This window comes from Corallococcus carmarthensis, assembly GCF_003611695.1.
GTDB lineage: Bacteria > Myxococcota > Myxococcia > Myxococcales > Myxococcaceae > Corallococcus > Corallococcus carmarthensis.
Genome location: NZ_RAWE01000097.1, coordinates 1 through 12,625 on the forward strand (window position 1 = coordinate 1; position 12,625 = coordinate 12,625).

Sequence of the window (12,625 nt, forward strand, 5' to 3'; positions counted from 1 at the left end):
GCGCGGAGCGAACCCATTCTGGCCCAGCGCCGAGAAGTGGGCCTCCACCTGCGTCAACTCGAAGCGCTCCACCACTCGCTGCACCCGTCTGGCCAGATGCTCCCGGGGCACCAGCCGCTCCGCCAGCCTCAGTGCTTCCCTGTCCGGCGCCTTGAAGCGAGGCGTTGGGTCCTTCGGGATGCGCCGCCTCGGCGGCTTCGCTGGCGGGCAGGGGCGTCCTTCTTCCGGCTTCATCTCCTCTCTACCCTCCCCCCAGACCCCCTTATTTCGCGCAACCCTCCTGTCGGACAGGTTTCCCATGGCCGCGCCCGGCACGGCCCCCCGAGGCGCGCTGAGGTGAGTTCCAGGGCAGCTGGAAAACACAGTGCCCGCAGTCCAGCGCCAGGGGGAGGATCCAACCACGGAGACGGAGGGCAGCCCCGAACGCCTCGGTGTCCTCGGCGGAACCCACGCCCTGACGCAGCCAGTGTCTTCGCCTCCTCGCGGAGCCGTGGGCCTGTGCCAGTCACACACAAGCCCACGCACCCTTCGGTGGCGCGTCAGCAGGTTGGCTGATCAAGCCCGCCTATTTGAAGCACGCGAAGATGGCCCCGCCAATCACTCCGTCATTGGGATCATTGGGGTTACCATCGCAGCCACCATAGACAGACAGCGTGTTCTGGTTTTCAACGCCGCAGTAGCCCACGCGCCCGGTCGGGCTGTGCCAGAGCAGCATGATCTTCGACCCAGCAGGGCAGTAGCACTTCTGTCCCTTCTGCGCCGTGCAAGAGCCCGTGTAGAAGTCGCTCAGGCTGGTGGCTCCAGACGCACCGCTGGTGCCCCTGGGACCCTGAGGCCCTGTCGGTCCTGTCGGTCCCTGAGGCCCCATCAGGCCCGTGTCACCCTTGGGACCCTGCGGTCCCATTTCGCCCTGGGCCCCTTGTGCACCCGTCGCACCGACTTCCCCTTGGGGACCCTGCGGGCCGGTCGCGCCCGTGTCGCCCTTGAGGCCCTGAGCACCCGTGTCTCCCTTGGGCCCCTGAAGGCCCGTTTCGCCTTGAGCGCCCTGCGGACCCGTCGCGCCTGTGTCGCCCTTCACGCCCTGCGGACCCGTCGCACCAGTGTCGCCCTTCGCACCCTGCGCGCCGATGTCTCCCTTGAGGCCCTGAGCGCCGGTCGCGCCGGTGTCCCCCTTGAGGCCCTGCGCACCCGTCGCGCCGGTGTCTCCCTTGGGGCCCTGAGGCCCTGTCGCGCCCGTGTCTCCCTTGGGGCCCGTCTGTCCTTGGGGCCCTTGGGACCCCGTGTCGCCCTTGTCTCCCTTGGGCCCTACCGTTCCCAGCGCCAGGGAGAAGACGTCTTTCTGAAGCGACGTCAGACCTGTCGACACGCTCAGCAAGTAGGAGCCTGCCGCGTTCTGGAAGGTCGCCGGCAGCGAGACGACCAATTCCTTGCCGTCGGGCGTGACCGCCAGCACCGGGAGCGTCGTTCCCTGAAGGGTCACCGCCGGGCTTGAACCATTCCGGAAGTTCTCACCATGGAGGTAGAGGGTCGAGGCCGCGTAATCCACGTCCACGCCCTCAATGACCAGTTGGGGCAGCAACGCTCCCTGGGGAAAGAGCTGGGCGTGTGCAACCGCCGGCACCAGCGGCCCAAAGGCCAGGCACGACAGCAACAACGGCGTGGAGACAAACCTGTGACGGAAACGCATTCGCATTCGGGGACTCGACGGAGGTAATGAAGTGGGTGCGAATGCTGGGACGTAAACGAAGACGTATGGCGCGGAGAAATCCCAGCACTCACGGCAATAGGTGACAGGTTCATTTCACGCTGGATCGCAGCGCGAAATCCTCTTCACCCAATGGCTCACACACGAGTCATTCCAGCCCCCCATGAGTCGCCCGGGAACTACTTCACGCAGTGGAGGCCAGGCCCCTTGGCGATGCCGTCCCACTGGCTCACGCTCATGGACGCGATGGACGAATTGTTGTGCGTGATGGCCTCCAGGCAGCTCACCGGCCACAGCCGTCCGTCATCCAGATAGAACGCGGCGGGGCGCCCGGCCGCGCCGTAGACGGGTGCTCCCGAGTGCATGGAGGCCCCGAACGGGACGCGGTAGAAGATGTCGGACGAGACGCCAATCGCGTTGCGTGAAAGGTCCTGCGCGGGCGCGGCCAGCGCGAACTGGAGCCGCGTCCCATCGCGCACCAGCGTGAGCGGCAAGCCGGCGCTCTGGATGAGATAGCCCTCGTACACGCGCCCCACCGGGACCTGGTCGCACGAGCGCCCCGTCAGCAGGTCCACGCCACTGCGCGCCAGGTTCCAGGTGTTCACGTCGCCCGTGCCCACCGAGCGCAGGATGTCCACCGGGACCGTGCCGCACGTGGACGACGCGACCGCGTGCTTGTCCGGACGCGACACGATGGCCGGGCCCTCCGTCCACGTGCCCGCGATGTCGAACTGGTCCAGCTGCTGGTTCAGCTCGCTGTTGAAGAGGAACACGCGCGTCGCGCCGGTGGTGGGGCCGTCCACCGCGATGGCGAACGTGTCGTTCGTGTCCACGTACTGCCAGTCCACGGAGAACGCGCCAATCAGCGAGTGCCGCGTGTGGTTCGCCGCCGTCCGGGGCGCGAAGCCCGTGGCCGTCAGCTCCTCCACGCCCGTCTGGAAGGTGGGGTCCGACGAGCGCAGCACGAACTGGCCCCCGCCATTGCCGTCCACCGCGTAGCCCGTGGAGTCCGTGAAGATGAGGTAGAACTTCCCATTCACAAACGTGACGCTCGGCTGTCCCGCGCCGTATTGATTCGGCACCGTGTGGAAGTCCCGCGCGGGCACGATGATGGGATTGCCGCCGTTGAGGCGCGTCCAGTTGAGGCCGTCCGGGCTGGACGCCACGCCGACCATCGTCGTGCCCGTACCGTCGCCGTAGCCGCCGTAATACATGTAGTACGTCGCGTCGACGCGGATGACGGACGGATCACAGACATGGATGCCGTCGAACTGCGCGGCGTTCCCCGTGGGCCGGAACACCGTGTTGTAGCTGTTGGCCGCCGTGGAGCCTCGCGCGTGCCACGGGCCGCTCAGGCTGTCCGCCTCGGCGTAGAGGATGTAATCGCCCGCGATGCCGCCGCACCACCACATGCGGTAGACGCCGTCCTTCATCACGCTCGGCACGTAGTCATACGAGGTGCGCGAGTACACCGGCGTGCTGCCACCCCGGTAGTTCGTCACCGTCGCCGCGCCAGCCCCCGTCGCCAGCAGGCCGCCCGCCACGGTGAGCCACAACGCTGCATTCCTGAACATCGGACCGCTCCTTTTCACGAAGAAGAGATATCAAGATATACAGTTTTTAGCTGTTTTGCACGAATTCAAATCCACGACCATCCCAGGATGGGCATCCAGAAGTGCGCCTCCGGCAATGTGTTCCGCGTGCGGAAGCAGGTGGAAGTTCACGCCATGCTTCCGCGGTAGGTTTGGTTTGAGATATGCCCATCGTCCGTCCTGGTCTGGCGGGTCCCCAACGAACTGGAACTCAATCCAAGGAAGGCATCGTGAGAATGCAGGTGCGATCGGTCTTGGTGAGCTGTCTGGCAGCATGCATGGTTGCAGCGTGCACAGAGGGAGCTGCAGGGCCGCCTGGGCCCCAGGGGCCGCCAGGACCCGCTGGCGGGCCTCCAGGTCCTCAAGGCTCCGCAGGACCTCAGGGTCCGCAGGGTCTCCAAGGCCCAATGGGTCCTCCAGGAGGACAGGGCGCCGCGCTCTGCACACCCGCGATGATGTTCTGCGAGGGCAACAAGTTGTGGAGCTGCACCAAGACGGGGACGGATGCCGCACTCCTCTCCGACTGCGTCGGCGGGTCGGCTACCAATCCCTACGGCTGCTTTAGCGACAACTGCGCGCCAGGAAGCTCCTCCTGTTGCCGTCAAGAGAAGGCCTCCTGCCGCTGGAGCTTCTCAAGTCCAGCCACCTCGGGAACATTCTTTACCTACGCCGCGGGCAAGGATTACTGCGCACTCCCAACGCCATGCCAGGAAGTCGGCACCTTCCAGGTCGGCGTCCTCGCGGATCCGAACGCTCAGCAGTGCGGACAGCGCACATTCACTCAACTGAGCATTGGCATCAAACGGCCCCTGGCCACGCCTGGTGCTGTCATCCAACTTCCGGACAGCCGTGTGAGCCTGTACTTCAGTGGTTCCGCGAACACCTGCAGCTCATGGACCGGGACCATCCGGTGGAACTCTGACGTCCCCAGCTACAACGTCTCCGTGGATGCCACCTGCAGCGAAGCAGGCAAGGGTGGCATCCGCTTCGTCGGCTCCGTGAGCAGGGACATCTGACGGCGTCAGTTACGCGGGCTGGAGGAAGCGTCCGTCCACCAGGTGGTCGATGACTTCGCGGGCGGAGTGCGGGTCCAGCCTCGCCTTGGCGCCCAGGTTCGTCACCGCGTTGGAGACGGACGTGGGCTGCTCGAAGGCAGCCAGGGCGGCGAGCAGGATGGCTCCGTCCTCACCTTGCGTGAGCGTGGGGTCGGAGAACCTGCGCGGGCTGACGGACGGGGCGCAGCTCAGGGTGATGCCGTCCACCGAGCGCAGGACCGTCACCGGCTCCTTCGACATCTTCGCGGGCGCGCGGTGGCTTCCCAGCCAGTCCCCCAACGTGAAGCGCTCCGTCGAGGGTGCGGTGTTCCGCAGCCGCGTGCGCCCGTTGAGCGTGATGCGCTTCCTCGCGTCCCGGTGCTTCCAGGCCAGGGCATCCACCCGGTCCGAGTTGCGCTGCACCGCCGCTTCCAGCTCCGCGTCCTTGAAGCGGATCATCGGCACGGACACGTCGCCGGGCTCGCGCTGCTCGAAGTAGCCGAGGAACTCCGCGAACGTCTTCGCCTCCGTCACCATGTCGAAGCGCGCGGGGTGCTCCGTGACGAGCGCCCCGGGCTGCGCCTCCAGCCGCTGGTAACCCACCACGCAATCCATGCCGATGACGCGCTCCACCAGCTGGAGTTCCTCCGCGAGCCGCGCCTTGTTCGTGAACGGAAGGCCGCCGATGCCGGAGATTTCGATGTCCACGTTCGGGTGGCGGCGGACGGATGCGATGACCTCCAGCAGCTCGCGGTCCTTCGCGCAGGGCTTGAGCAGGCCCTTGCCCATCTGCTCCAGCCGCTGCTGTTCGGAGAAGCAGCCGATGTCGATGACCATGTAGATGCGCTGGAAGGTCGCCGCCAGCGCCGCGACCAGCTCCACGCGCGGCACGCCCCAGAGGAAGTACGTGCAGCAGTGGCGCGAAAGGTCCACGCCCGCCCACGTGCTCCCCAGGAACTCCGCCGTGCTGCCCGCGAAGTCGTAGCGCATCTGCCACGTCCGGCTGGCGATCTCCTGGTGATCCCGCCGCACGTTCTCCTCGGCGCGCAGGAACGGCTTCGCCCGCCCGAAGTCCGCCTTCTGGTTGCCTCGGGCCCCGCCGCAATACAGGCAGTTCTCACCGCAGCCCTTCCCGGGCGCGACCCAGCCGGAGAAGGAGTGCGCGTCCATCTGGCTGAGGAAGAGGTCCTTGAAGTGCGAGTAGTAGACGTCCTCCGTGTTGGTGGCGCGCTGCACGTACGCCAACGGCAGCCTGCGGGGACGGCCGTCCGGGGTCCTGGTCACGCAGTTGGGCGGGGCTTCGTCACCGTTGCAGAGCGCCAGCAGCGGGGCTTCGCCGTCGCCCAGCACGACGTGGTCGATGCAGTCGTAGCCGCTCAGCTCCTTCCACCAGTACGACGCGGAGTTGCCTCCCACGACGATGCGGATGGACGGGTCGATCTTCCGCACGACCCTCGCGATGATCAGCGCTCGGTCCACGTGGTGGAACCACTTCAGGCTGATGCCAATCAGCTTGGGGCGCACGCGGGCGATGAGGCCTTCGAAGGAGCGGATGATTTCGCCTTCGCTCTCGTCCCCGTCCCACAGCCGCACGAAGGCTTCAATCCCGCCGCGCCGCAGGTAGCTGGCCAGATAGAGGATGCCGCACGTGGCTTCGCCCGTTCCGGCACCGACGAGGAGGACTGGCGAAAGGGCACGACCACTGCTCATGGGACGACCACCGGCCTTGGAGGGAGACAGCGGCAGCGTAGGCGAATCCGGCCGGGACCCGCGTGGATTCGTTGCCTCTCCTCCTCCCGGGCAGGCGGCCTGCTCCCCGGACGGCCCCTCACTCCAGCAATTCGGCCAGCCTGCTGCTGCTCCGGCGTGAAGCCAGGTTCATGGAACGCATGGAACGCAGTGAAGAGGGCCAGCCCGCTCTCATCCGTCCACAGCGGTTCACCGAAGCCTTTCATGGACGTTCGTTGAGCCGGCTCGTTCCTGCCGGCGCGTGCCCTCGAACGTTACTTGTGTCCGGGGCCGTCGCCGACGGCTTCCGCCCCCGCCTTCTCTTCCGCCGCTTCGAGGCCGCGCCTCCGGGCTGTCCACCCAGCGCCCGCAGCACCTGCGCGCGCACGCCGCCATCCAATCGCAGTTGCTGCGTGAGCGCGTGCACCTGCCGGACGTTCTGTGGATTCCGGAGTCCCTCCGCGATCCGCTCCACGATGTCGATGCGCAGCGCCACCGGCCCGATGATCTCGTAGCCGAAGGCCCGCGCGTTCCGGCCCGCCAGTGTCGCGACGTTCAGCGCCGGCTCCTGCGGGATGCCCTGCGGGCACGGGGCGTTTTGAAACAGCGCCGTCAACATGGCCCGCCGATCCAGGGCCTGGGGTGACAGCGCACCGGCGACGTAGAGGAACCGCTCGCCCTCGTGGACTCCCTGCGTCTTCAGCCGCTCCCGCGACTCCTCGTCCAACAGCCGCCACTGCTCGCGCGCCTCTCCCTGGGAGATGACGCCCAGCCCTTCCGCCAGCCGGTAGGCCACGCCTCGCATCGCCGGTGAGCGGCCCTCTCCCGTGAAGGACTCCGCGGGAAAGCCTCCCATGGCCTCCGTGACCAGGTCCCTGGCCAGCGCCACCAGCCGGCGCTCCAGCCGCTGCCGCGCGCCCCCCGTCCACACCTCCGGCTCCGCCAACGCGAGCTGCGGCGAGCGCCGTTCGCGACCTCGCACCAGCCGGGCCAGGGGCTGAGATTCGAAGGAGATGCGCCCCGACGCGTCCACCTCGAAGGCGTCATGCGTCGCGTCCACCACGCGCTGGACGAACTGCTCCTCCGTCATCACCGCGCCTTCCGCGCCCGGCATCTCCGTCAGCAGCTGCCCCAGCTTCGCGAACGGACTGTCCGAACCGGCCTGCGGCAGCGCGCTGGCCCTCACGAAGCGGCGCGCGCTCCTCCTCGCGGCCCGTTGCACGAAGCGCTCCACCAGCCGCTCATGCAGGGCGTCGCCCAGCGCATCCTCGATGCGGCGCGTGCGCTCCTGCCACGCCTCCGCGTCGTGCAGCCAGCCCGGGCGGTGACTGATGTACGTCCAGATGCGGATGGCCGCGAGCCGGTCCATCAACGTGTGGAGGTCGCCGGATGCGTCGTCGAGCGGCGACACCTGCCGGCCCAGCCAGGTGGGATCCAGCTTCCCATCCCCGGCCGTCAGCTGGAGATACGTCTCGCGCAGCAGCGCGACGTGCTGGCCGAAGAGGCCCTTGCGGAAGTCCGGGATCTGGCAGACCTGCCATAGCAGCTCCACGGATGCCTTGTCATTGGTGAGCTCGCGGATGGCGGGCACGGCCGACAGGCCCTTGAGCGCGTCGAAGTCGTCCGCGCGCTCCACCCGGACGAAGGCATTGTCGCGCGGCGCCCGCGACAGTGAGTCCAGCAGCGCCTCCGGGCTGGCGAAGTCGAGCGAGGAGTTGCGCCAGATGAGGCTGCGGACCGCGGGGAAGCGGTGGGATTCGATGGCGGAGACGATGCGCGGCGGAAGCTCCGGCAGCGTGTTCAACGCCCCGAAGCTGCCGTCGTTGAGGTGCCGCCCCGCGCGGCCGGCGATCTGCGCCAGTTCGTCTGGATACAGGTCGCGTTGCTCGGCGCCGTCGTACTTGCTGAGCGTCGCGAAGGCCACGTGGTTGAGGTCCAGGTTCAACCCCATGCCGATGGCATCCGTGGCCACGAGGTACTGGACCTCGCCGGACTGATACATCGCCACCTGCGCGTTGCGCGTCCGGGGCGACAGCGCGCCCAGCACCACCGCGACCCCGCCCCGCAGGCGGCGCAGGGACTCGGCCAGCTCGTACACGCGGTCCGCGGAGAACGCGACCACCGCCGAGCGCGGCGGCAGGCTCTTCAGCGAGCGGCGCCCGGAGTAGCGCAGCTGAGACAGGCGCGTGGCGCGCTTCACGGACGCATGCGGGATGAGCGCCTGCACCATGGGCCGCATCGTGTCCGCGCCCAGGAACCAGGTCTCCTTGCGCCCACGTGCGTGGAGCAGCCGGTCGGTGAAGACGTGCCCGCGCTCCCGGTGCGCGGCGAGCTGGATCTCATCCACCGCGAGGAAGTCGACCTGACGGTCGGTGGGCATCGCCTCGACGGTGCAGATCCAATAGTCGGGCCGCGGGGGGACGCGCTTCTCCTCCCCTGTCATCAGCGCGACCCGGCCCTCGCCCACCTTCGCGGTCACCCGGTCGTAGACCTCACGGGCAAGCAGGCGGAGCGGCAAGCCGATGATGCCGGAGTCGTGCTCGAGCATCCGTTCGATGGCGCGGTAGGTCTTCCCGGTGTTCGTGGGCCCCAGCTCCGCCACGACGACGGACGGCCGGCTGGATGGGCTCGAGCTCATTGGCGAAGACTAACCCCGAACCCCCTCCTCCGCCCCCGAGGCCGCAAGGGATGTTCGCGGGCAACGTCCCTGCCCGCGCCCAGCGTGGAAGCAGGCGTCGGCGGGCGGGAGGCTCCGGACTCACGGGCCTCGTGCCCCGGGGCGGGACGGACAGGCGCGGCGCTCCCGGTACGCGGGGGCAGGAGGGATGGCCGGCCATGCCGGGGCCGCCCAGCTTCCCGACACGCAGCCGCCCGGGGGCACTTCCATGGCCGACATGCATTCGCAGCCGTTCGCCGCCGCCGCCGGGGATGACCTGGGGGTCCGCCTCACGCTGCTCAACGCCGCGCTCGCGACCGAGGTCGTCAGCGTGCGGCGCTACACCCGCCATGCCCTCTCCGTGAGGGGCCCGCATCACGAGGCGGTGAAGTCCGCGTTCGGCCAGCACGCGCGCGAAGAGCAGGACCACGCACTGAGGCTCGCCGAACGCATCCAGCAACTGGGTGGCCGGCCGGACTTCAACATTGGAGGACTCATGTCCAGCGGTGACACCCAGAACGAAGAGGGGCGGACGCTGGTGGAGATGCTCCGCGAGAACCTGGCGGCGGAGCGCGTCGCCATCGAGACGTACCGCGACCTGATTCCCTACTTCGCGGAGCGCGACCCCACCACGCGGCGGCTGCTGGAGGAGCTCCTCGACGAGGAGGAGGCGCACGCCAACGCCCTGCATGCCCTGCTGGAGCCTTGAGACCCCGGCCCGGTGGGTTCCTCGGGCGGGTCCCGAACGGACCCGCCGGGCCGAGGTTCCTCAGGTGCCCGGAGACAGCTCCGCGTCGCGGTAGCGCACCATCCGCTTCAGCGACGGATCCCACAGGTTCAGCCGCAGGCAGCCCACGATGTCCTTCAGCGTGAGCGTGGTGACATGCGGCCCCTGCAGCTCCGGGATGGCCGCCATCGCCTCTGGCAGCCGGTAGAACGGGATGCGCGGGTTGAGGTGGTGCACGTGGTGGTAGCCGATGTTGCCCGTGAACCACTCCATCACCGGCCCGAAGCGCATGTAGCTGCTGGCCTCCAGCGCCGCGTCCGCGTGGTTCCACGATGCCTCCGGCAGGATGGCCACGTCGTCGAAGTTGTGCTGCGCGTAGAACAGGTACGTGCCCAGCGCGTACGCGGCGATCAGCGGACCCACGAAGGCGCTGAGATAGACGCCCAGGCCGAAGAAGTGCCAGACGGCCGCGGACAGGGCCACGTGCATGCCCAGCGCGAGCCCGGACGTCCAGTAGCGCTTCGGGTTCTTCACGAAGGGCTGGAGGCACAGGCTGTAGAGGAACGCGGTGAAGTAGCCCAGCGTCAACGTCACAGGGTGACGCTCCACCCTGTAGCCCAGGCGCTGCGCCCCCGTGGCCTTGCGCCACTGCTCCGTGGTCCAGGTGACGAAGGTGCCCGCGGAGTCCGCCGCGATGCGCGCGGTGTTCGCGTGGTGGTGATTGTGTGTGTCATTCCAGATGCGCGCGGGCGTGAGCGTGAGCAGCCCCTGCACCTGGAAGAGCGCCTTCGCCCACCGGGACTTCGGCAGCAGCGCCCCATGCATCGCGTCGTGGAAGAGGATGAAACAGCGGATGAGCACCAGCGCTTCGATGAGGCCCCCCACGATGCGCAGCGGCCACCAGGGCGCGGCCGCCGCCAGCGCCACCGCGCCCACGAGCGCGGCATAGGTGGAGACGAGCGCCCCGATGGAGCGCGCGGTGACTTGTGCCGCGAAGGGACGCGTGCGGGCGATGAGGTCCTTGCTCGACGGCGACGCGGTTCGTTCCATGTCGACAGGGCTCCTGCGGTGACCGCCCGGCGACACACCGGGACGGGCTGACCGTCAGTGTTGTCCCATCCCCATGTCACGGCCGGGTCAGCGGTTCCCACGACACACGGCGTGAGCCCTTCGCGTCATGGATGACGCGAGAAGCCGTGTCTCAGCGCTTCTTGCGCCAGGCGCGCAGCTCCGCCTTCTTCTGCTTGCCGACCGCGTCCAGCCGCTCCTGCCACGCTTCACGGTGGGGGCGCAGGGCCTCCGCCACGGCGCGGGCCACCACCAGGTTGCGGTACCACTTGGCGTCCGAGGGCACCAGGTGCCAGGGCGCATGCTCGGTGGACGTCCGGGCGAAGACGTCTTCGTAGGCGTGCGTGTAGTCCGTCCAGTGCTTGCGGTCCTCCCAGTCACCCGCGGAGATCTTCCACGCCTTGCGCGGCTCCTCCTCGCGCGCCAGCAGCCGCTGCTCCTGCTCCGGCTGGCTGATGTGGAGGAAGAACTTGAGGATGAGGGTGCCGTGCTCCACGAGCAGGGTCTCGAAGTCGCGGATGTGCTGGTAGCGCGACTTCCAGAGCGGCTTGGGGACCAGGTTGTTCACCCGCGCCACGAGCACGTCCTCGTAGTGCGAGCGGTTGAAGATGGAGAACTCGCCCAGGCGCGGGGCCTCGCGGTGCACGCGCCAGAGGAAGTCGTGCTCCCGCTCCTCCGCGCTGGGCACGCCAAAGGACGTCACGGTCACCCCGCGCGGGTTGAGGCTGCCCACCACGTGCTTGATGGTGCCGTCCTTGCCGGCGGTGTCGCGCCCCTGCAGGACGATGAGGACGGAGTTCATCTTCGCGCCCCACAGCAGGTCCTGGAGGTCGAACAGCTCCTCGCCCAGGGCGTCGAACTCGGTCTTCGCCTTCTCCCGGTCCGCCTTCTTCGGCGGCGCCGTGGGGATGCGCGCCAGCTTCACCTTCGCGCCCTGCTTGTCGTTGCGGATGATGTCCATGGTCCTCTTCGCTCCTGGTGTGGGCCGTAGCGTGCCCGGAGCGAAGGCGGATTCACACCGTCCCGCGCCAGGACGGCGGCAAAACGTCCGAGTCGAACCTTTCGAGTCTCCCTCAGGATGGCGGCCCGGCCCAGCCGCGAAGCTCATCGAGGTTGCTCAACTCCAGGAGGGCATCTCGACGGTAGCCTTCCAGGTCATCCGTGAGCCAATGCTCTCCCGGCCGTTTCAAATGGAAGCGCAACGTGCACGCGTTGCTGCATCCGAGGATGATCACGAATTGCTCATTCGCAGGGAGTACCCGTTGCAACTCCCGGGCAAGCCTCAGACCGTAGCCCGCCTGATCCTTGAGGCGCAGCCGGCGGGCCCACGGGTCTTCGTCGAACGAGCCCACGAAGTCAGAGACGTGCAGCTTGTTCGCGAAGCACTCGTAGCCGGTCGCGTCCTGGAAGTCGGGACGAATGAGTGGGGCGCTTTCAGTGGCCGCGCGCCGCAGCACCCAGAAGCCATGCGCCTCGACGACCCCTTCATCGAGCAGCGCCTGCATCCTGGGCGTGAGCGGGCGCGCCATGACTTCCTGCACCCGCGCGTTGCGCAGATAGGCCCGCATCAACGCGTTGGTCCTCAAGGTGGCACCTCTCCCAGGTAGTACAGCCCCTTCTCCACGGACGAGGCAAACTTCGCGTCCGTCTTGAGCAATTCGTTCACCCAGCGGGGCGCGTTCGCGAAGCTCCTGGAGGCGGGATCGTACAGGTACTTCGCACCCGTCTGAGCGTCCTGGAAATGGAGCTGCCCGGGACGAACGCCGGGCGCTGGGTTCTCGACGTCGAGACGGATCCTCCCCTGCTTCCAGAGCGTCTTGCTGTCGATGCGGGCTCCGCGCGCGCCCAACATCCGCTGGGCCGGCGCGTCCGCGCCGCAGGCCTCGTACTGCCCTGGATGCCGCTTCAGGCAGCACGAGACAGTGCTGTCTGACTGGTTGCACTCGCTGGAAATGATCGCGGCCCCACATCCAAGGCCGCAGGACAGCAGGAACAACACCAGCCATCGGATGACAGGCATGGGCTCTCCCGGCCGTGAGGTTCAGCAGGCCACCCGGGAGCATGCGCATGGACGTGCCACGCCAAGCCGCGATGCGGCCGGAAAGGCGTCCGCCG

General features: G+C 68.1%; 9 protein-coding genes and 1 pseudogene. 1 reads left to right on the plus strand and 9 read right to left on the minus strand.

Annotated features, from left to right (window positions below):
• The 5 genes and pseudogenes from D7X32_RS45045 to D7X32_RS24110 form a co-directional block, all read right to left on the minus strand.
• Window positions 1-234, minus strand: a pseudogene (locus tag D7X32_RS45045) (hypothetical protein); the annotation flags it as partial.
• A gap of 331 nt (window positions 235-565) precedes the next feature.
• A complete protein-coding gene (locus tag D7X32_RS47610; RefSeq protein ID WP_147450239.1) occupies window positions 566-1,693 on the minus strand; it encodes a collagen-like domain-containing protein in 1,128 nt (375 codons plus the stop codon).
• Window positions 1,694-1,884: 191 nt separating this feature from the next.
• Window positions 1,885-3,279, minus strand: a complete 1,395-nt coding sequence (locus D7X32_RS24095) for a glycoside hydrolase family protein (RefSeq protein ID WP_147450240.1) — start codon at window positions 3,277-3,279, stop codon at window positions 1,885-1,887.
• Between the two features lie 1,043 nt (window positions 3,280-4,322).
• On the minus strand, window positions 4,323-6,041 hold the full coding sequence (locus D7X32_RS24105) for a cobalamin-dependent protein (RefSeq protein ID WP_120604922.1): 1,719 nt from the start codon (window positions 6,039-6,041) through the stop codon (window positions 4,323-4,325).
• A 241-nt stretch (window positions 6,042-6,282) separates the two neighbouring features.
• Complete coding sequence (locus D7X32_RS24110) at window positions 6,283-8,697, minus strand: helicase-related protein (protein ID WP_120604923.1); 2,415 nt, start codon at window positions 8,695-8,697, stop codon at window positions 6,283-6,285.
• 247 nt (window positions 8,698-8,944) lie between these two features.
• On the opposite strand from D7X32_RS24110, the gene D7X32_RS24115 reads away from it, so the two are divergent.
• A complete protein-coding gene (locus D7X32_RS24115; RefSeq protein WP_120604945.1) occupies window positions 8,945-9,424 on the plus strand; it encodes a ferritin-like domain-containing protein in 480 nt (159 codons plus the stop codon).
• A gap of 60 nt (window positions 9,425-9,484) precedes the next feature.
• On the opposite strand, the gene D7X32_RS24120 is transcribed toward D7X32_RS24115, so the two are convergent.
• The 4 genes from D7X32_RS24120 to D7X32_RS24135 all read right to left on the minus strand — a co-directional run bounded on the left by D7X32_RS24120 (window position 9,485) and on the right by D7X32_RS24135 (window position 12,530).
• Window positions 9,485-10,492: a fatty acid desaturase family protein gene (locus tag D7X32_RS24120; RefSeq protein ID WP_120604924.1), complete on the minus strand. Its 1,008-nt coding sequence runs from the start codon at window positions 10,490-10,492 to the stop codon at window positions 9,485-9,487.
• A gap of 151 nt (window positions 10,493-10,643) precedes the next feature.
• The gene (locus D7X32_RS24125; protein ID WP_120604925.1) at window positions 10,644-11,471 is read right to left on the minus strand and encodes a PPK2 family polyphosphate kinase; all 828 of its coding nucleotides are present in this window, start codon (window positions 11,469-11,471) and stop codon (window positions 10,644-10,646) included.
• A gap of 112 nt (window positions 11,472-11,583) precedes the next feature.
• Window positions 11,584-12,096 carry a PM0498 family protein gene (locus D7X32_RS24130; RefSeq protein WP_147450241.1) on the minus strand — a complete coding sequence of 171 codons (513 nt, stop codon included), beginning with the start codon at window positions 12,094-12,096 and terminating at the stop codon, window positions 11,584-11,586.
• A complete protein-coding gene (locus tag D7X32_RS24135) occupies window positions 12,093-12,530 on the minus strand; it encodes a hypothetical protein (protein WP_120604927.1) in 438 nt (145 codons plus the stop codon). The genes D7X32_RS24130 and D7X32_RS24135 overlap by 4 nt, the downstream gene beginning before the upstream one ends.
• Window positions 12,531-12,625 lie beyond the last annotated feature (95 nt).